A 21,050-nucleotide genomic window follows, 5' to 3' on the forward strand; every position below is an offset into this window, starting at 1 on the left:
CTCATGATATTCGATAACCTGTCTTTTAAGCCAGTGTGGGCTGAAGGTGTGATGTTGAGTCAGCAGCACTTTCAGCACTTGGATAAGCACTTGCAAAGTGAAATGGCTGCGCGTAGTCGTTTATCGCAAAAAGTGCCTTATGGATTTTATCGCCTGCAGTTTGATGAAAGCGCTATTGCAAAAGGCGTGGTTAAACTATTGGCTGTCAGCGTTATTTTCAAAAGTGGTCGATTAATCGAAATGTCGTTTACTGACTCAGATGCGCTCACTTATGAGCTCGATGACGGTCAGCAATCTGTGACGCTGAGTTTAGCACTGGCAACCAATCACGCAGTGAGTGACATAAAAGGTTATCCGCAAAATGGCCAACTCAGTGCCTACCAATGTGAATTTGTCGAACTACAAGATGAGCATGACCCTGCACGAGGCAAAGAGGTCATGGTGGCCAAGCCCAAACTAATGTTAATTGAAAGCTCATCCAGCCAAAGCTTTATTGAACAGTTGCAGTGTGCAAAGGTGATAACCAATGAGCAAGGCGAGTTTGCATTTGATACACATTTTGTGCCCTCACTACTTAACGTGCGTGTTCATGCACCGACATTTTCTCGGCTAAATAGTGCAGGTAATGTTTTAAACGCCAAGTATCAAGCGCTGCAATCAAGTCGTGCACAGATGGGCGTCGTTGAAGATTTTGGTCCCAGCGATTTAAAGCAATTTATGCTGCTACAAGCCATGTCTGCAAATATGCCTTATCTGAACCACTTACTGTTGTCCCAGTATACCCATCCAGAAGACATGTACATTGCCATGAGTACATTACTGACTCAGTTAGCGCATTTTGAAGCAGAACAACAGATAGATATACCGCCTTATCAGCATGACAATTTGGGACAAATTTTTGGCTATTTTGAATCTCAAATACAACAGCTTATCGGCAGTATTAGTACTAAGCGCTCCGCTAATTTACCACTTGAAAAGCTCTCTGACTCGATGTTTGAAGTCACTGGCTTTGAAGCCGATCAGTTTAGAAATAATGAGTTCTATTTAGCGGCATTTTTTGAACACGAATCAACACAGTGGATAGAGCTGTTTGCCGACCAAGTGAAAGTGGCGGCATCGTCACAAATTGAAATACTGATCGCATCAGCTCTGGGCGGCGCTGAGCTGACCCACTGCCAAAGACCTCCCAGCAAGGTGTCACTCAAAGGCGGCTATGAATACTTCAAGATCAATGCCTCTAGTGCGGCATGGGCGCAAATAAAACAAGAGCTTTCATTGCGTATCTTTGTGCCATATAGCTTGCAAAGCGTACAAATTGAATTGGTGAGCGTGACCAAATAGGAGTGAATGACGGTTATGACAAGGACATCAACACACACTGAATTATTGGCCTGTATTTCGCCCGTGCTAGACATAGTGCATTCGGTCAGGCAAGGGGGTTGCCAGTCAACAGACATCGAGGCATTGCGTGAGCAAGCGCTGAATGCCTTTGATGAATTTGAGCGCGATTGTTACGCCAATGGGATCACCGCAAGTGACATGCAAGAAGCCAAATTTGCACTCACAGCCTATCTTGATGAGCAAATTATGGCCTCTGAAATGGAATCAAGAATGGCTTGGATGGCTCGTCCTCTGCAGCTTGAGCTGTTTGGTAATTCAAGAGCTGGGGAAGCATTTTTTGAAAAGCTGACTCACATCCGTCAAGCCGGTGCCAGCAAACGTGCGGTTATCGAAGTGTATTTCGTCTGTATGCAGCTGGGTTTTGAAGGGGTTTATAAAATTAAGGGTGTAGAGCAGCTTAAAGCCCTGATGTTGGATGTGCGCGCCCAGTTGGAAGAGTTATCAGGCAAAGTACCGCTGAATTTATCAGACACCTGCATGCCTGCTGAGCATGTTGTGACGCAATTGGGCAGAAGGCTTCCTTACTGGGTGATCTTCAGTATCACCGTGGCGGTGTTGCTGTTGATGTATTTGGGCTTTCACCAATATTTGCAAAGCAAAGCAGACGAGCAGTTTATTGAGCTTGAGCAGCAGGTTGCTGTATTAACGCAGTTAGAAAAAACAGGGAATATTAGGTAGTGCTATGGCGGGTTCAGTTAATAAAAGTGGTTTAATTCACCTCTTACTTAATTTCTTTTCTTCACGAGCAACAGCCAAATGGATAGGACTTTTTGCCCTACTAAGCTTGGCTTGGTTCGGCGGTCGCTTCATTGGCTTAGGGGGTGTTGATCAGCGACTTTGGCTGATGGGTGGCATTTTTGTCGTCTTCATGCTGGTGCTGTTTGTGCGTTGGCTTTGGGCAAAGCGCTCTGGTGATAAGTTGGCGTCAGAACTGGCTAATCACAATGCCAGTTCTGAGGCGGAAGTGGCAGAAATTAAAGAAAAGATGCAAGACGCTCTGGCTGCATTAAAGGCGTCTCACCTCGGCGCTGGATATCGTGGTAATACGGCGTTATACGCGCTGCCTTGGTATATGATCATCGGCCCGTCTGCGACCGGTAAAAGCACTTTGTTTGCTAATTCTGGACTGCATTTCCCCTATTCTAAATCGAATCAAATGCACATTCAGGGCTTTGGCGGTACGCGCAATTGTGATTGGTGGTTTTCAGATCAAGCGATTTTAATTGATACGGCAGGCCGTTATACCACTGAAGAGAGCGACAAAGAGCAGTGGTTGTCGTTTTTAAAATTGCTTAAGAAAAACCGTCCTAAGTTACCCATCAATGGTGTGATGGTCGCCATCAGCATCGCGGATATTTTAACCTCTGATACTGAACAAGTACGAGACCATGTGAAGCAAATTCGCACTCGTATTGATGAACTTATCAATCAACTTGGAATTATTTTTCCGATTTATATCGTGTTTACTAAAACCGATTTAGTTAGCGGGTTTGAGCCGTTTTTTAACGAGTTATCAGAGCAAGAGCGCTTGCAGCCGTGGGGCGCTTACTTGCTGGACAAAAATCAAACGCCAACCAGCGATGAAGCGTGCGACACCTTTAATGCTGAAATGGAAAGCATGTATCAGCGACTGTGTCAGCAGCGATTAGTCAAGATGACGCGCGAGCGCGATACTCAACGTAAACAGCTTATTTACGACTTTCCAAATCAGTTTAAAGCGGCATCTGATAAGGTCAGCGAGTTTGTTGAGATCTTATTTAAAGAAAATCCATTCCAAGAGATCCCTTGGTTTGCGGGCGTCTATTTTACCTCAGGCACGCAAGAAGGGGTGCCCATTGAGCGCAGCTCTAAAACCAAACTGGCGACCTTCCGCTCCGTGTTATTTGAGTACCGTCAGCAAAGTTTAACCAGCGCATTTTTTGTCAATAAAGTCTTCAATGACGTGATGTTTAAATTGCAAGACCTCACTAAAGGCAACCGAAAAAAGCGCAAGATACAAAAATGGGTCAAAGGCTTGGCAATCTGCACCAGCATCACAGCGATTGGCTTGATGTCTGGGTTGTTGTTTAACTCTTATACCCATAACACGCAATTGCTTGATACCGGTGAGCTGTTGAGTAAGCACGTGATTGCCACCAGCGTGGAACACCAATCTGAGGTTGAGCAGTTTAATGCCGTGTTGGCGTTGTTTGAGCACTACCAAACACTCGAGGCGTATGAGCAGACGTTACCTTGGTACTTTCTATTGGGGGTGTATTCAGCTGACACCACCAAGGCACCGATAAAACATATCTTGCAGCAGCGCGTGCAATCATTAATTGGTGGACCTGCAGCACAGCAAATTGCAACAGCTTTGGCCAGTTCACATACCCAGTGGCAAGACTTACAAATTGCTGAACAACAAGTGATCAAACGTGTCGAACCGCAACTGCGAGACAGCTATTACAACTTGATGAAGTTTCAGCTGATGATGAGTGATGAGTTTGCGCGTTTAGATCATGCGTTTGTGAGCAATGCGATTTTGAGCATGGTGGCACAGCGCTTAGAGTTGGATATCGAGGCGGATGAAACGGCGCAAACCACAGAGAAGATGCGTGCTTTGGTTCATTTTTACATCGCGCAATTACGCCAAGACACTGAAGCGCCAGGGCTGGATGTATGGTCTTCACAGGAACACCTCATTGCACAGGCCAGAGCCAACTTAACCACAGATCCGCAGCCTGAAGTGATCTATGGGCAGATCAAGGACAAAGTCTCCGTTTCCAACCCTGAGCTGACGCTCGATCAAATGATGAGCCAAAATAATAAAACCTTTTTGAAAAGTGAGTTGACTGTGCCGTATGTCTTTACTCAAAAGGCATGGCAATCAGAGGTATACAGCGAGATAAAGCGTCGCGCAAACATTGCTTTTTCTGGCGATTGGGTGATGGGGACTGAGCAAGCAGGTGCTGAAGGCGCCATTGATGAAGCCAAAGCCAATGAACTGGCCAGCGCTATTCGGGCTTTATATTTTAAAGAGTACGCCACGGCGTGGTTTGATTTTATTAATGCAGTTGAAGTAAGACCATTTAATACCAGCAACGCAGCCAGCCTAACATTAGGGCAATTGTCTTCTACGCAAGGGCCTCTGGTGGATTTAATGAAGGCCATAGACGCCAACATTAACTTGAGTAATGCGCCGCTACAAGAGCCTGAAAAGCTCAGTGGGGTGAGTGAGAAAATCATTGATAAAGTGAAGTCAGATACCTTGCTTGGCAACAGCAAAGGGCTTGAAAGCTTAAGCAGCAAAAAAGTACCTGAATTGGCACAGCGTTTTGCGGATTTAAGACGCTATACCTCGGTCTCTGAGGAAACACAGATCTCAGATTATCTGCAGCAATATTTAGGTGCATTAAGTGCATTCCACTCGGATATCAAAGACATCGCAGCCAGTAATGATGATGACTTCATGGCGATGGAATTTTCACGCTCGCTATTAACGGGTGAAGACAAAGAGAACGCATTGCAAAGTGCGTGGGTGGTGGTAGAAAGCCAAGTGAGAGCGCTTGACCCAGACAGTAAGCAAGTGCTGGAGCGACTATTAAAAGCGCCGCTATTAGCCAGTGTGCAAACCGTAATGAACGAAGCAAGAAGTCAGCTGAACGACCGTTGGTACAACAATGTGTATATCAGCTACAAGGACAACCTTAAAGGTAAATACCCGTTTAACTTAACTGGGCCAGATGCCGCAGTTGAGGACATCTCTGAGCTACTTAATCGCGACTCCGGTATTTTTTGGGAATTTATGGATGCAAACTTGGCACCGTTTTTAAAGCTTAAACGCGGTGTGTGGGTAGAAAAAACTTGGAATGGCATCGGTCTTGGTTTTGACAAGCCCGTATTGGATAAATTGACCAAGGCGCGCAAAGTAACGCGTTCATTGTTCCCAAGAGAGGGCTCTGAAGTGGGGATCAGTTTCCAAATGATGCCTGTTGCGCAGCGTGGTGTGCGTGAAACCTACATAGGTTACAGCGACCAAAGTTATCGCTATCGCAACGAACCTGAAGAGTGGCGCAGATTTACTTGGCCCGCAAGAACAGGGGCAGAAAAGGCCACCATCTATGGCATGGATCGCAAAGGTAATCGGATCGAGATCCAAAAAGACGGCCCATGGGCGCTATTGAAAATACTCAACGAAGCGCGTGTTAAATGGGTTAAAGGCACAGAGTATATGGCGACGTGGGAGTTACTATTGCCTGAAGAAGAAAGCAGCGAAGCGCCTGAACATATTCAGGTACAGGTAGCGCTTAAATCTAGTCGCAATAGCGGTATCTTCAGCAAGTACTTTATGTCGTCTTTTGCCTTGCCAGAAGCCTTGTTCACAGGCCGTGTGCAACTGGCCAGTCAAGCAGCAAAGCAGGTGCAGTAAAGGATGAGTATGTTCAGCTTTTTTTCCAATAAAAAACCTAACAAGGTACCCGTGAGCTTGCCTTTTGGCTTTATGGGTAAAAGCCCGATACAAGCCGATTTTGTGAAGTACCACGTAGACTCGCGTGAAGCCATCAATATGGATCACTGGCTGCAAGAGGGTTACGCCCATGTGTGCCGCAGTGCGTTGCAAGGCGACAGCCATTTTGACGACCAATTGACAACGCTGTTTTTTATTGCCGGTGGTGAGGCTGACAACAGCATGATGGGAGTATTGCAGCCAAGCCAAGACAAAAGCGGCAGGCAGTACCCATTTAGCTCATTTATTTTGTGTAGTAATGCGGACTTTAAAACGCATCCGGCGTTTTTATTGTATGAACGTTTTAACATTATTCGCTCTTTAATTTTAAATCATGAGCTGATCAAAAGTGCGAGCTCTTTAGAGATGATGCAAAAAACAGCACATGAGTTACAGCCTTTAGGTGAGATGTGCGATCAGGAATTGGACTTTAATACCTCGATGGAAGCGCTAAGAAAGCAACCCATTGAGCGCATCTGGTTTGCACTGGGCTTATCGACTGTTGAGCAGCGCGGTGCACTCATTGAGCAGTTGATGCATGCACTTAAAGGCTTATCGGCGCAGGGCTGCAAACGCAGCCAATTTGGGATCAAGTTACCGATGCCACAATTAGGTGATGACAGCAAGCTGGTCGCCGCATTTTGGCTGCATTTGATCACCAATACAGTGGCAGATAATCATTGGCAGCCATGGTGCTTTTATAACTTTGGACAGCTCAGCTGCTCAGCGTCTTTGGTGGTGTATTGCCGACCTGTGCCCGCCTCTTTTTTTGCATCGGTTTGGCTTGATTTAGCAACAGGCTCAACGGTGATGGATTTTACCAAGCTCAATGACAATCAGCCGGTATCAAGCAAAGCATTAGAGCTGGCAAAAGCCACCAATATGAGTGTATTTGATACCTTGCGTAGCTGGAGCAAAGTGTAATGACACAACCACATGGTTATCCGTCTTGGCAAGCATGGAGCAGCGCACTTCTGAGCGGATTTGAGCCAGATAAGTGCGGTGAAGATGTGCGCTATGACGATGACTTTAAATGTGTGAAAGCCTCGTCATCAGGCGCGTCAGAAGTTGATTTTAAAGAGATATTTATCATCTCTAGTAAGTTACTGGCTGAAAAAACCAAAGATTTACGGGTGGCATCTTATTTGTGTTTAGCAGCCACACAAGAGTTCGGGATCAATGGTTTATTGCCCAGCTTGAGGCTGTTCAATGACTTGGTAAAGCAGTTTGATAATGCCCTGTACCCTGAAAAGCCGCGAGCGCGGGCATCAGTACATACGTGGTTCTTACAGCAACAGCAGCGTTTGCTCAGTGTGGCGGATAACATTGGCGGCACGACCCCTGAGCATTGGCAAACACTCGATGAAATATTGCAAACTTATGCCAAAGAGGTTGTGCCATTTTTAGATGACCAAGCTGGTCCTTTGGCTGATTTAGGGGCGTGGTGTGAAAAAGGCAGGATCAGTCAGCCGATGCCAAAGCCAGAACCTAAGCCTGAACCAAAACCAGTTACGCAAGCGCAGCCAACGCCTGTCGCTGAACCTGAGCCTGCGGCGGTAGCTGCCAAGGCGGCAGAGCCTATTGTTGTACCGCCTAAGGTGACAACGCAAGCAATAGACTCAGACAGCGATTATATGGCGCAGGTTCGCACCTTGTTAAAGCATGACAGAGCGCAGCAAAACTGGCCAAGAGCTATGCACCTAGCCCGCGCAGTGCGCTGGGGCGCATTGGCCTTACCGCCTCATGACGATAATTTAAAAACACGCTTGCCCGCACCGCGAGAAACCGCTTTTGCACCAATAAAAAACGCGCTGGCAAACGAAGAATATACCGAAGCGCTGGCAAAAGCGGAGGCGCTGTTTATGGAAGGTGCCATGCATTTTAATTTGGACTTACAAAAGTTCATCTTGGATGCGTTGGCAGGGCTATCAAAGTCCATTTTAAAAGGCTGGTTGGAGCTGCAATTAGCGGCAATTGCGCAGCAATTTCCTAAATTGTTGCAACTTAAATATGAAGACGGCAGTGATTTTTGCAGTGCGGCAAATCGTGAGCGCATTCAAGAACACGCGCTGTTTCAAGGCGGACAAAGCCAAGACGCTGGCCAGCAGCAGTGGCAGGCGGCGATGAGTGAAGCACAAAAGCTGGTAGATAATAACGAACTAAAAAAAGCATTGCAGCTGATAGATACCCAGCCGATGAGCACGGCCTTTGATAAAGCTTGTGCACGCCTTCATCAAGGGCGACTGCTACTGAGAGCCGAACGAGCCAGCTTGGCAGTGCCGATTTTTCAGCAATTGCTGTCAGATATTCAAACCCATCGCCTTGATTTGTGGCAAGAGGATTTTGCAATGGACGTTTGGCGCTACGCCAAGCAATGCTTTGAGGAGATGTCTCAAACGCAAGGAGATGAATTTGATTTACAAGTGGCTGCCATTGAATCGCAGCTATTGGTAACCAAAGTGAGCTCAGCGATCGACTGGGTGTAAATCGATACACGATGACCTTTCTTTATGGAAAGCGTAAAGAGTAACAATAGGGAAGAGCATGACAGATACATTTCAAAAAGAAATACCCAGAGCGCGGATCAATATCGCGCTAGAGCTGGACACGGATGGCGCCACACAAAAAAGTGAGCTGCCAATGAAAGTGCTGGTCGTTGGTGACTATTCAAATGGTCAAAACGACGCAGACTTAGCTGAACGTGAACGTATTTCGATCGACAAAAATAACCTCGAACAAGTACTCAAAGATATCTCGCCCAAGGCGCAATTTCAGGTGCGCAACCGCATTGCAGGCGATGGCGATATCAGCGTGAACTTAAAGTTTGACGAGTTTAAATCTTTTGACCCAGAGCAGGTTGCCGCACAGGTACCTGAGCTCAACAAAATGATGTCGATGCGTAACTTGTTACGGGATTTGAAATCAAACCTATTGGATAACTCATCATTGAGAAAAGAGTTAGAGCGCATCTTACAGAGCAAACCTGAACTCGATGAACTCAAGGCGAAATTGGATGAGCTGGCACCGCTTGCCTCTGAACAAGACAAGCAGCCTAAGCAACCGCAGGAGTAAGGACACCCTATGAATATGCAAGAAAACCTAAATGTGGCTGCACGCGCAGAAGAAATCGAAGCGGTTTCTACGTATGAGGCCATTTGTGACTTAGTGGATATTGATCCGGTCGGCAGTGAGATCAGCATAGATACATTCAGAGATGCGAACAACTTGGCTGAAACCAATACCAATGAGCGTTTAACCGCGGCTATCAACGTCTTTTTAGACATGGCAAGCTCAGATGGCCAGCAAGTATCCCGCATCGATAAGCTGCTATTGGATGATTACATTGCCAAAGTTGACCGCATTATTTCAGAGCAGTTAGATGAGATTTTACACCATGAGAACTTTCAAAAAGTTGAATCGGCATGGCGCTCTTTACGCTATTTGATTAATCGCTGTCCTAACAACGCCAACGTTAAAGTTGAGCTGTTAGATGTAGACAAAGAAACCTTGCGTGATGACTTTGAAGAGTCCCCAGATACCACACAGTCTGTGTTATACAAACAGGTCTACACGGCTGAATATGACACGCCGGGGGGCGAGCCAATTTCAACCATGGTGTCTAACTTTGAATTTGACTGCTCGGCACCGGATGTCTCCCTTTTACAAGAGATCTCGCGCGTGTCTGCGGCCGCACATTGCCCATTTTTAGCCAGTGTTGGCTCGAAGTTTTTCTTGAAAGATTCACTGGAAGAAGTCTCTAAGATCCAAGATTTACGCTCTTACATGGAACGTGCTGAGTTCCAGCGCTGGAAAAACTTCAGAGAGTCTGAAGACTCACGTTACATCGGCCTTGCGTTCCCGAGATTTTTACTGCGCTTACCCTATGGGGATTTAAACCCAATTCGTAACTTTAATTACCAAGAAGAAGTGACCAGTGAAGATCATGAGCGTTATTTGTGGGGTAATGCGACATTTGCCTTTGCAGCCAATGTGATCCGCAGCTTCCACGAAAATGGCTGGTCAGTGAACATTCGCGGGCCGCAATCAGGTGGACGCGTAGAGAATTTACCACTGCATTCATTTGAAGCGGGCCGTGGTCAAGAAACCAAGATCCCAACAGAAGTCCTGATCTCCGAAACCAAGGAGCTGGAATTTGCGAATCAGGGCTTCATCCCTCTGAGTTACTATAAAAACTCAGACTTTGCGTGTTTCTTTTCGGCAAACAGCGCGCAAAAGCCACAAATTTATGAAACGCCAGAAGCCTCTGCAAACGCCCGCATTAACTCACGTTTGCCATACATCTACTTGGTGTCGCGCATTGCCCATTACATGAAAGTATTGCAGCGCGAAAACATCGGCTCGAGCAAGCCAAGACATGAGCTTGAGCAGCAGCTCAATGATTGGTTGGGTGCCTTAGTGACTAAGATGAACAACCCTGATGAGTCGTTGATAGCGACACACCCATTGAAAGATGCTGAGGTCAATGTTGCGGAGATCCCGGGTAACCCAGGCTATTACCGAGTCAGCACTTATGTGGTGCCGCATTTCCAAGTTGAAGGCATTGATGTACGCCTAGCTCTGGTGGGGCAAATGCCTGGTGAGAAATGAAAACCAGACATGAGTTCAGTGAAGCGTATTTAAGGCGGGGAAACCTGCCTTCTCCTCAAGTCACCTTAAAAATAAAAGTATGGTTGCTCAAATATAAATAGGTCGGTGATTACGAGGACAGTTTTTGAAAACCTTAAATAGGTTAGAGGGATAACGAAGAATAGTGATAGGTGTATAAGGCTAAAGCTTTAGATCTTGTACCAAAGGAAAGCAGCTTACAGAAAGCGACACTCTCATGTAGTGCATCATAAGAATGCTAACTCGCACATAAAGAGAATGTTGGAAAGTATTAATAAATGGGTGCCGGAATGAATAAACTTTATTACTTATTAGTGTTGTTTTTTTCGCTGAGTTTGTCAGCAGAAACCGTAACACCCGAGATGCTTTTTGCAAAAAATAAATTACAGGAAACAACTATCTCCTATACCAAGGCAATGGAAACGTGTTTTGAACATACTCCACGAGTTAGGCCAAAACAGCTAGAGGTAGGTGGGCTTGAAACAGAATTAGTTGTAAATGCAGTAAATTATTTGCATTACGTGGCACTTAATCATTGCATGAAAGACGAATATATTCGTTTTTTAAGCGCGGTTGAGTTTTATAACTCCCTTGTCAGTAATGATGAAAAACTTACCGTTGGAAGTTTTGTCACTGACTCCTTAAAAGAGGAGGTACAAGGGGAATTAGAATTTAAACAGCTGCCAGAAGAGGTCCAGCAGCACTTTTTACAGCTGGATGTACTAAAAGTGCCATTTGACGTGGCCACGCTAGTGATGGAATTACGTGGTGATTTGTAAAAGAGGTGGATATTACTCTGAGATGCTTGAAATCAGCTCAGAGTATGCTTTTCAGTTTGTATAGAAGGGGCATCTGTAAAAGTGATTGTGTATACAAATTCAGAGTTGAGTTATGCCTTATTAGTTTGGACACACTGCATATAAAAAGAAGAAATAGCAAGCGGTGATGCGCATGGCTAGCTGCGCTAATTGGTGTATCGATGAATATAAAAGCAGATCATTTTATTTGGAAAATTATTTGTGTGGTGCAAGTGGCTGTGACCTTGTTTTCAATATACGAAAATCAAAGCTCGGCTTTTTATGAAGCGAGTACTTCATTTATGCAGAGTTTTCTTTTGGTAACTGACTTTTTAGTCTTAGCTGCAAATATTTTTCTGATTTTACAAGTGCGCGTTCTAAGTCAAAAAGTGTGGCTTTTGATAGTTTTATTGTGGTGGTTTGTTAATGTTTTTTGTTTATTAAACGAGTTTTACTTGGGCGGTTATACCTCATCTGAAATGTTATTTATGGGGAATATAATTTGGATTTTAATTTTATTTTCTTTGCCTGTACTCAAGTATGGCGCTTTTGTAAGTGATACAGCGAAGACATGAATAAAGTTGATTGTATAAGCCATTACAGCTTGGTGTGCGTTAGGCCGCTAATGAAATAAACGGATTTATAAAGTATTGAAAGATTGCCCTGGGTTGGCGGCAACCAACCCAGGACATGTTCCCAAATTGGCATGAAGCGTGGCGCTTTTTTTGGGATCTAACACAGCCGAGGCGGTGTTAGAGCGATGCCATTAATTATCAGGAAACAACTTATATTAAAAGGAGAATATAGAAATGGCAATTCCAGCGTATTTGTGGTTAAAGGATGACCAAGGGAATGAAGTAAAAGGTTCAGTCACTGTGGCTGAGCGTGAAGGGTCAATTGAAATTTTACACTTTGACCATGAACTCCGTATCCCAACGGACAATGACACAGGAGAGCTAACAGGGACTCGTAAGCACGAACCTTTCATCATCACAAAAGCTGTGGATGCATCTACACCGTATTTGTACAAAGCGTGTTCAAATGGTCAAACACTAAAGCAATTAGAGCTTAAGTGGTACCGTATTGATGACACTGGTACTGAGCGCGAGTATTTCCGCCACACGCTTGAAGATGTAAAGATCACATCTATTACGCCAACCATGCACAACGTAAAAGATCTGGACAAAGAGCGTTATCCGCATCTTGAAACAGTGAACATGCGTTATAAGCGTATCACCTGGACTTACCTAGACGGAAACATTGAGTTTTCTGATTCTTGGACTGAGGGTCGTTAAGACCACTCATCAGAGGCAAAGCAGTGCTTTGCCTCTTTTTAAACAACTCCATGGTGACGCAATATGGCTTTATTTGATCTGTTGGCGCAGTCTCAACAACAAGCATATAACCCCAATAAAACAGCGACGCGCTCATTGAGCGTGTGTGAACATCTAACGCAGTTGCTCAATGCACGGCGCGGTGTGTTGGGGCATTTAGAAGATTATGGTTTACCCGATGTAGAAGATATTTACGAAGGACTGCCTTATTCACAACATACGTTGGCCAACGAAGTAAAAAAAACCATAGAAAAATACGAGCCACGTATTGCCAATATTGTTGTACGCCCTGTGGAGATTAAAGAACATAATTGCGTGATCCGCTTTGATATTCGTGCAGAGCTAAAAAGCGGTGAGATCATTCGACTGAATACCCGTTTTGCATCAGGCGGCAAAGCCGATGTAGATACTCAGATCAAGGACGAATAAACATGGATATGCAACAGTATTTTGATGCGCAAATGCGTCTCTTAACACAAGCTGGCAAGGAGTTCGCTCAGCAATATCCAGAGCATGCGGGGCAGCTTAACATTGATGCGCTCAAAGACCGCGATCCGCATGTTGAGCGCTTATTAGAAGGCGTTGCCTATATGACGGCATATACGCAAAAGCGCCTTGATGAGTCATTGCCAGAAGTCTCTGAGCAAGTATTGCGACAAGTGTGTCCGCTGATGCTGAGTAATTATCCGTCCACGACCATTATGCAATTTACCCCTAAGATGACGATGCAAGGGGCCACAACGGTCGAATCGGGTACGCAAATTAGCTCCCATGGGGATAAAACCACCCCAGTGGTATGCCACTTTACCACATCGACAGATACACCGATTGCCCCGTTTGAAGTCTATGCGGTGGATTATCAGGAGTTTCACAGTGGCGCCAAATTAAGTTTAAAGCTCAAGCGCTTGGGCCAAGGTGTGGTCAGTGACTATGAGTTAAAATCTTTGCGGTTTTACTTGTGTGGTGACACGCCACTGTGTGCCAGCTTATATCACCTAATGACCAACGCCAGTGAACACATTGAAGTCAGTTATGGCAGCCACTTTGACAAACTCACCCAGCTGCTCCCTAAGTCATCGGTGAGCAGTGCCTTTGGTCATGGCGAGTTTGGTATCTTACCCAACAGCGATCAGTGCCATCCGGGCTACGCGCTACTGCTTGATTACTTTAATAGTCGTGAGCGCTTTTATTTTGTAGAGCTAAACAACTTCCATCTTTTGAAGTTTGACGCCAATCTCAACACCCTCGATATTGAGATCACCAGCCAAGTGAAGCTGCCACCTGGGCATAAAGTCAGCCATGAAAATATCATGCTCAACTGTGTGCCCGCAGTCAATTTGTTTGCGTGTGACGCAGAGCCAATGCGCTGCTTAGATAATCAAACCGAATACCCTATTACCCCAATACAAGAAAAGTCCGCAGAGGCATTTTGCTTTGAGGTCACCGAGCTCAAGGGGAAAAACCGCAGCTCAGGAGAGAGCGTTGATTTTCAGTCTCGTTATACCAGTGTATTTGAAGACGAGAAGCACCTTTACAGCTTGGTATCCAAAGACACGGGGGGCGCTGCCCCCAAGGTGTATGTGCAGATCTCAATGGATGATATTGATGCTGTGCAAACGCTGTCAGCGAGCACCCTTGCACACAATGCCGTGTGGCCAAGGCAACTGTTAAAAGAGGGCGACATTCATGTTCCCAAAGCCAATGCCCCTTTTGCGCTGACGATGAAAAATGTGATCCGCCCAAGTAAGATGCTGCACTGTCCCAAGCAGCAAAAACACTGGCTGTTGATTGGCCTATTGAATATGCGCTTTTCTCAACTTGCCGATCCGATCCAATTAAAAAAACTCTTAGCGCTGTTTGATTGGTCAGGGCGCTCAGAAAACCAAAGTCGGATCACCAGTATTGTTGATGCCCACTCAAAGCCAATTTCCATGCTGCAAAAAGGGGTGTTTGTGAAAGGGCTGGAAATTCATTTGACCATCAATGAAAAGCAGTTTGTGTGCTTGTCAGATGCATATCATTTTTGTGATGTATTGCATCAGTTTTTTAAGCTTTATGCGCCCATTAACGAGTGTTTGCAAACCAAGGTGACATGCGTACCTAGCTACCACACTTGGTGTTGGCAGATAAGTTCCGGCGAGAGTTATCAGATATAGCCATGACAGAGCAAAAAAAGCACCCAATTTGGGCCAAACTGCCCGCTCCGATCGCCGCATTGCTGGACGCGCCATGGCAATTTAGTTTGTTTAAAGCCATGTCGTTAATCGAAAAGCATTGGGCGATGGAGGGGGAGTTAGAGCAAGGCGCAAGCCAACGTGTACTGGTGAGCACCTTCAAAGAGTTAGGCTTTCCAGCATCGGATATTCGCGCTTGTGAGTTGCTGCTCAGCCAGCGCGGTAAGCTGAAGCTAGAAACCGCATTTTTAGGCTTGTATGGCGTGGATGCGCCCATGCCCCATTATTTGCTTGAGCAGGCCGCAAACGATGAAGAAATGGGCGCACGTACACGGGCATTTTTAGATATTTTTAATCATATTTTGTACTGCCAATTGTACCAAGCATGGAAAAAATCACAGATCAATTTAGCGGGCGTCGGCGCGCGTCAGTTTGACCAAATGGTGGCGGCGATTTATGAAAATAGCCAAGGCGAAAGCAGCAAACTCAACTTGGCCAGCGCTAATCAAACCAGTGCGGCGGGCTTGCAACAAGTGCTGCGCCAAGGGCTAAAACAGCCGAATTTGCAAATTGCTGACAACATGGTGGAGTGGCAAGAAGTCACAGAAAAACCGCCTATCAGCGCTGAGAATAGCGTCACATTAGGCCAAGACAGCTTGCTGGGCGGGCAGGTATTGATCACAGGCAATCGTGTGCAAATTGACATAGGTCCGCTGAGTGAAGCGCAGGCTCGCGCGTTGTTTCCCAATGGCGACGAAGGGAAAAAAATGCATAAGTTACTGACGTGGCATACCGGCAGCAAAATGGCATGGCAGGTCAAAATTTTAATTGAGGTGAAAGAGCAGCATCCAGTGCCCTTGGGGGAATGTGAGCTTGGCACCAGCAGTTGTATGGGCATTGTAGAAGCGCACATTGCGCAAAGAAACTTTTTAGACAGTGATTATCAGTCATAAATAGGCGTCTTCAGAGCGCGCTCTGAAGTAGGAAAGAGTCAGAATAATTTTAAATCGCAAGGAAATAAAATGGACGCGACAGGCATTAAGCAACTTATTGATAAATTAAACGCACATACCGCAAGCGCGCTTGAAGCAGCGGCAGGCTTTGCAGCTAGCCGCCAGCACTATGAAGTCTTGCCTGAACATCTACTGCTTAAGCTGATGGAAGATCACCACGAAGGTGATGTGGCTAAAATTCTGCCTTTTTTTGAAATTGACCAAGATACTCTGTGGCACGAAGCGCTGAACTTTATTAATCAACAAGACGCAGCCAATCAGGGCAAACCTGTGTTTTCCCGTCGTTTATATGAATTATTAGAGCGTGCTTGGCTCACTGCCAATGTGAAGCACCGCAGTGAGTGGATCACTGGGGCTGCCTTGCTTGATGCGTTTAAAGATCTCGTTCCATTTAGCCCTGCATTTGGGTTGGCGCGAGAGCTTGATAAGCTCGATATTCACTTTTTAAAAGACAATCTCGATAAAATTTGTAAAGGCTCGACTGAGCGCATGGCGTTTCAACCTGTGGAGTCGGGCAGAGCGAGCACGTTGCTGCAAAATGGCCAAGATGCAGAGCAAACGGCATTGGACTCATTTTGTGAAGACCTAACTGAAAAAGCGGCCAGTGGCGGCATTGATCCGGTACTTGGACGCAGCGAAGAGATCCGTTTGGCAATCGATGTATTGTGTAGAAGGCGCAAGAATAACCCGATTTTTGTCGGCGACCCAGGGGTTGGCAAAACGGCGGTGGTGGAAGGCCTTGCACAGCGCATCGTTGCCAAAACGGTGCCAGATGAATTGGTGAGTGTGCGGATCATGGTGTTAGATATGGGCTTGCTGCAAGCGGGCGCTGGGGTAAAAGGCGAGTTTGAACGCCGTTTAAAGCAAGTGATTGACGATGTGAAGTCATCCAGCACGCCCATTATTCTCTTTATTGATGAAGCGCATACCTTGATCGGTGCTGGTGGCGATGCCGGTATGGGCGATGCAGCGAACTTACTGAAACCCGCACTGGCGCGAGGCGAGCTGCGTACACTGGCGGCCACCACTTGGAGCGAGTACAAACAGTATTTTGAGCGCGATGCTGCCCTTGAAAGACGCTTTCAGTTGATTAAAGTCGACGAGCCCAGCGAGCACAATGCCAAACTGATGTTGAGTGGCATTAAAGAAAAGTACGAGCAACACCATCAAATTCATATTACCGACAGCGCCATTGAAGCGGCAGTGAGTTTATCGGCGCGATATATCACGGGCAGACAGTTGCCAGACAAAGCCATTGATGTGCTCGACACTGCGGCGGCAGCAGTGAGAATGGGCGCCGCCACCTCTCCTGTGATCATCGAAAATGCCCAAGAGCGCGTCACCTATTTAACCGAGCGTTTGGCGCGATTAGAGCAAGAGGCAGAGCTGGGCATTGAGAGCGATGTGGTCAGTGCAGAGTTAGCCGCTGAACTTGACCAAGCGCAATCAGAGCTCGCTGCAATGCAAGCGCGCCGCGCTGAGCAACTAGACACCCATGCCTCGATTGCCAGTGCACAGCAAAGCCAATTGCCAGAATATCGCCGCCAATTGAAATCGTTAAACGAAGAGGGCAATGCAGTCTTTTGCGAAGTTGATCAAGATACCGTGGCACAAGTGATTGCTAACTGGACAGGGATCCCCGTGGGTAATATGGTCAAAGATGAGCTGCAAAACCTCCTTGCGCTTGAGCAAAGCTTAGGTGCGCAGGTGGTAGGCCAAGAGCAAGGGCTAAGTGCGCTGGCGCAGTCATTGCGTGTGGCCAAAGCTGGGGTATCGGCATCTTCAGGCCCGCTTGGGGTGTTTTTATTCAGTGGTCCATCTGGGGTGGGTAAAACAGAAACCGCTCGACATTTGGCCAATGTGCTATTTGGCGGTGATAAGTTTTTAACCACCATCAATATGAGCGAATACCAAGAGTCACATACGGTGTCGCAGCTTAAGGGGTCACCACCGGGTTATGTGGGCTATGGTGAGGGCGGTGTGTTGACCGAAGCGGTGCGCCAGCGTCCTTATTCTGTGGTGCTACTTGATGAAGTCGAAAAAGCCCACCCGGATGTATTAAACATGTTTTATCAGGTGTTTGAGCTGGGCATGATGCGCGACGGCGAAGGCCGAGAAATCGACTTTAAAAATACCGTGATCATCATGACCTCTAACATCGCCGCTGAGCAAATCTCTAAGGCGTGCCGTGCGCCAAATCAAGACGACGAAGACGTGTTAGCCAAAGCCATCAGTGAGGCGCAAGGTTTGTTAAACCAGCAAGCAGATGAGACGCCAACCGCTGACGAGGGCTGCGACGAAGAGGCGCAAACGCCTTGGACCATGCCAAGCCTATCTGAGCTAAATAACTTGATTAAGCCTGAGCTACTGAATCATTTTGCGCCTGCATTGTTGGCGCGTATGCAGGTGATCCCATTTAAGCCGCTAGACAGCGATGCACTAGAGAATATTGTCGCCTTAAAGCTTGAGAAAGTGGCTGCACGCTTAAGTGAGAACCATCAAATTACACTGCGGGTTGATCAGAGTGTATTGAGCCATTTATCAAAGCAATGTGCGCTGTCTGACAGCGGCGCTCGCTTAGTTAATGCCACCATAGAACAGCAGATATTGCCGGGTGTTGCCCGCTCAATTTTAGGCTTTTTGAGCGAAGAAGATATGCCAGATCTGCTGACTTTAACCTTAAATGATGACGGGCAAATTGAAGCTGTATTTGCCGATCTGGCCTAACTGAGGGAGCAGCACCATGTTTGGACTAGATGCGGGAAAACTGACCGGCGCCGATGAAAGCCACTTTGGGGTGACAATTGCGGGGCTGAGTGATGCGCTGTTTCAGGTGCAATCCTTTCAAGCGGATCTTGATGCCTTGTGTGATGATTGCATATTTGACATTCAAGTACTGAGCGAAGAGCTGGTGGAGCCGGATGTATTGATCGGCAAAGACATCAGCTTGATCATTGCGTGGAGCACTGAAGATCTTACCGTGACCGGATTTTTAACCAACTATATTTGCCATGGTCAGTCTCATCAGGGGTATGTGTATACCTTAACTTTGCAATCAGGCCTTGCAAAGCTTAAGCAGCACCGTTCAAACCGGATATTTACCGATATGAACCCCGGGCAGATCATCCAAAGCGTGCTGCAAAAGTGTGATTTCCCATCGGCTCAGCTCGACTTACAAGTCAGCGGCCCAACGCTTGATATGGTGGTGCAATATGATGAAAGTGATTACGACTTTATCACTCGTTTGATGCGCCGATACGGCTATGTATACGGCTGGCGAGAAACTGACTATGGCATTGCCAAGCTGGCCATTTGCGAGTCGAGCGATAAATTTGCCAGACCGCTGAAAGAGATCACCTTGCCTTTTGTTTCACCGAGCGGGCAGGTGCGCACATGCGAAAGCGTGTTCGCGTTTTCTAAAAAAGCCACCATGCTCAGCGAGCAAGTGCGCTATTACGACAGCCATTACGAGCGTGGCGGCCAGATACAGGGCAGTAGCCGCAATAAAACAGACATCAGCGGCTTTGGCGAAAGCGCGCATTTTGGTGACAACTTGGCCAGTGACGGTGATGGCAATGACTTAGCTGAAGTGCATCAACGCAGCCTAGATTGCCAGCGAGAAACCCTGATCGCAGATACGGACTGCCGTGCATTGCGCCCGGGCGTATGCTTAACCGTCACAGATCATCCCAGTTATTCCGGTGAATATCTAGTGACGCATGTATCCCATCAAGGCTGTCAGGCTGGCAGCGTGGCATATGGCAGCAAAGTCACTGGGCTAACTTATAAAAATCAGGCCGTGTTACTGCCAATTGCGCAAGATTATTGTGCCCAGCCCAGACCAAAAAGACGGGTCTTTGCCACCTTTAACGCCACCATTGAGCAAGAGGTGGATGAGACAGGTCAATATCAAGTCAAACTGCCTTTTAACCAAGATGGCGAAGGCCAGCAGAGCAGACCAACCCGATTAACACAAACCTATGGTGGTCAAGGCCATGGCATGCATTTTCCGCTCACCCAAGGCACAGAGGTCTTAGTGTGTGGAGAAAATGGCGACTTGGATCGTCCGGTGATCTTAGGCGCGCTTTATAACGCCCAAGCCCCAAGCCCTGTGAGCAGCAATAATCCCTATGAAAACAAAATTGTTACCCGTGCTGGCAATACGCTGGTGATGAGTGACAAAGAGGGAGAGCGCAAAATTAAAGTGGCCACGGCCAGTGATGACAATAGCCTGCTGTTAGATGCAACCGATGGACAAGAAAAGGTGATGTTGCAATCTAGTCGCGGAGAAATGCGCTTGCAGGCGCAAGAAGATCTGACCATGCAAGCGGGTGGCAACCTCAATGTCACCGCCTCTGACGAGCTAACAGTCAAAGCCGCAGATCGCATTGCGATTCAAAGTACAGATGCAGAACTTGAACTGCATGGTGCGCGGGGGATCCGCTTAACCGCGGACTTAAACTTTAAAATTCAAGCAACGGATGGCGATATTGACCTCGAAGCAACACAAGCATTGAGTATGGAAGCAGCCCAAGAGATCAATGTTCACAGCCAGGAAGGCAACATCGAAATGAGCGCAAACGCCGGTGAAATTACCTTAAGCAGTGGTAATAACCTGACGTTATCAACGCAAGGTCAAGGGTCTATTCAATTGGTGCAAGGGCGTGGCAGCATCGAAATTGATGGGGCTGGCAACATTACCATTAACGGCACCAACCTGACCTTAAGCGCGCGCAACATTTCTATTTCTGGCAATGCATTAGCGAACAATTAAGAGGAGATGGGAAATGCACAGTCATAATTTGGCGTATTTACCTGCGGCCAGTCAGTTGGTGGCCAGCGTATTACTGGTGGATGAGGTGGGCAAAATAGTCAGTGTGATGTTGGCTAACAGTGGCCGAGAGGTCGATGTGGTGGGTCAGCTGGAAAGTGTGTCGCGTGCTCAAAAAGGCGATCAAGTGGTGTTACTGAGCATTAAAGAGCCGGTGGTGATTGGCAAACTGGCAACCAGCGGCGGTTTTCCATGTGCCAAGTTTGATGATAATCGAGGCAAAGTGAGCATTAAAGCTGACCAAAGCATTTGCATTAAAACGCCCAAAGGCTCGATTGAGATTTATGGTGATGGCTCGATTTTACTGGAAGGTGATAGCTTATCCGCTGAAACCAAAAAAGATCTGAGCCTGCAAGGCTGGCCAATTAGATTGAACTAGCAGGGTAGG

At 46.7% G+C, this 21,050-nt stretch carries 16 protein-coding genes; all 16 read left to right on the top strand.

The features are described 5' to 3' along the window. Positions 1–3 precede the first annotated feature (3 nt). Positions 4–1,341: a type VI secretion system baseplate subunit TssK gene (gene tssK, locus S4054249_RS24085; protein ID WP_046357726.1), complete on the top strand. Its 1,338-nt coding sequence runs from the start codon at positions 4–6 to the stop codon at positions 1,339–1,341. Between the two features lie 15 nt (positions 1,342–1,356). Further along, positions 1,357–2,079, top strand: coding sequence for a type IVB secretion system protein IcmH/DotU (gene icmH, locus S4054249_RS24090; RefSeq protein ID WP_046357756.1), 723 nt, complete (start codon positions 1,357–1,359; stop codon positions 2,077–2,079). A gap of 4 nt (positions 2,080–2,083) precedes the next feature. After that, positions 2,084–5,809, top strand: a complete 3,726-nt coding sequence (gene tssM, locus S4054249_RS24095; protein WP_046357727.1) for a type VI secretion system membrane subunit TssM — start codon at positions 2,084–2,086, stop codon at positions 5,807–5,809. 9 nt (positions 5,810–5,818) lie between these two features. Then, positions 5,819–6,811, top strand: coding sequence for a type VI secretion system-associated protein TagF (gene tagF, locus S4054249_RS24100; protein ID WP_046357728.1), 993 nt, complete (start codon positions 5,819–5,821; stop codon positions 6,809–6,811). Beyond that, on the top strand, positions 6,811–8,373 hold the full coding sequence (locus S4054249_RS24105; RefSeq protein WP_046357729.1) for a TssA family type VI secretion system protein: 1,563 nt from the start codon (positions 6,811–6,813) through the stop codon (positions 8,371–8,373). The genes tagF and S4054249_RS24105 overlap by 1 nt, the downstream gene beginning before the upstream one ends. Positions 8,374–8,431: 58 nt before the next feature. After that, positions 8,432–8,959 carry a type VI secretion system contractile sheath small subunit gene (gene tssB, locus S4054249_RS24110; protein WP_039610623.1) on the top strand — a complete coding sequence of 176 codons (528 nt, stop codon included), beginning with the start codon at positions 8,432–8,434 and terminating at the stop codon, positions 8,957–8,959. A 9-nt stretch (positions 8,960–8,968) separates the two neighbouring features. Further along, entirely contained in the window at positions 8,969–10,495 is a 1,527-nt protein-coding gene (gene tssC / locus S4054249_RS24115; RefSeq protein ID WP_039610624.1) for a type VI secretion system contractile sheath large subunit, read from the top strand. Positions 10,496–10,803: 308 nt separating this feature from the next. After that, positions 10,804–11,292 carry a hypothetical protein gene (locus tag S4054249_RS24120; RefSeq protein WP_230851946.1) on the top strand — a complete coding sequence of 163 codons (489 nt, stop codon included), beginning with the start codon at positions 10,804–10,806 and terminating at the stop codon, positions 11,290–11,292. 200 nt (positions 11,293–11,492) lie between these two features. Beyond that, positions 11,493–11,885: a hypothetical protein gene (locus S4054249_RS24125; RefSeq protein WP_046357731.1), complete on the top strand. Its 393-nt coding sequence runs from the start codon at positions 11,493–11,495 to the stop codon at positions 11,883–11,885. A 234-nt stretch (positions 11,886–12,119) separates the two neighbouring features. Continuing rightward, positions 12,120–12,605 carry an Hcp family type VI secretion system effector gene (locus S4054249_RS24130; RefSeq protein WP_046357732.1) on the top strand — a complete coding sequence of 162 codons (486 nt, stop codon included), beginning with the start codon at positions 12,120–12,122 and terminating at the stop codon, positions 12,603–12,605. 63 nt (positions 12,606–12,668) lie between these two features. Continuing rightward, positions 12,669–13,073, top strand: coding sequence for a type VI secretion system baseplate subunit TssE (gene tssE / locus S4054249_RS24135; protein ID WP_039610626.1), 405 nt, complete (start codon positions 12,669–12,671; stop codon positions 13,071–13,073). Positions 13,074–13,075: 2 nt separating this feature from the next. Next, positions 13,076–14,800, top strand: coding sequence for a type VI secretion system baseplate subunit TssF (gene tssF / locus S4054249_RS24140; protein WP_052961110.1), 1,725 nt, complete (start codon positions 13,076–13,078; stop codon positions 14,798–14,800). Positions 14,801–14,802: 2 nt separating this feature from the next. Then, a complete protein-coding gene (gene tssG / locus S4054249_RS24145; protein WP_039610627.1) occupies positions 14,803–15,771 on the top strand; it encodes a type VI secretion system baseplate subunit TssG in 969 nt (322 codons plus the stop codon). A gap of 69 nt (positions 15,772–15,840) precedes the next feature. Next, the gene (gene tssH / locus S4054249_RS24150; protein ID WP_046357733.1) at positions 15,841–18,558 is read left to right on the top strand and encodes a type VI secretion system ATPase TssH; all 2,718 of its coding nucleotides are present in this window, start codon (positions 15,841–15,843) and stop codon (positions 18,556–18,558) included. Between the two features lie 16 nt (positions 18,559–18,574). Then, positions 18,575–20,605 carry a type VI secretion system Vgr family protein gene (locus S4054249_RS24155; RefSeq protein ID WP_046357734.1) on the top strand — a complete coding sequence of 677 codons (2,031 nt, stop codon included), beginning with the start codon at positions 18,575–18,577 and terminating at the stop codon, positions 20,603–20,605. A gap of 13 nt (positions 20,606–20,618) precedes the next feature. Further along, positions 20,619–21,041: a hypothetical protein gene (locus S4054249_RS24160; protein ID WP_046357735.1), complete on the top strand. Its 423-nt coding sequence runs from the start codon at positions 20,619–20,621 to the stop codon at positions 21,039–21,041. Positions 21,042–21,050 lie beyond the last annotated feature (9 nt).

The organism is Pseudoalteromonas luteoviolacea, from assembly GCF_001750165.1.
Taxonomy (GTDB): domain Bacteria; phylum Pseudomonadota; class Gammaproteobacteria; order Enterobacterales; family Alteromonadaceae; genus Pseudoalteromonas; species Pseudoalteromonas luteoviolacea_G.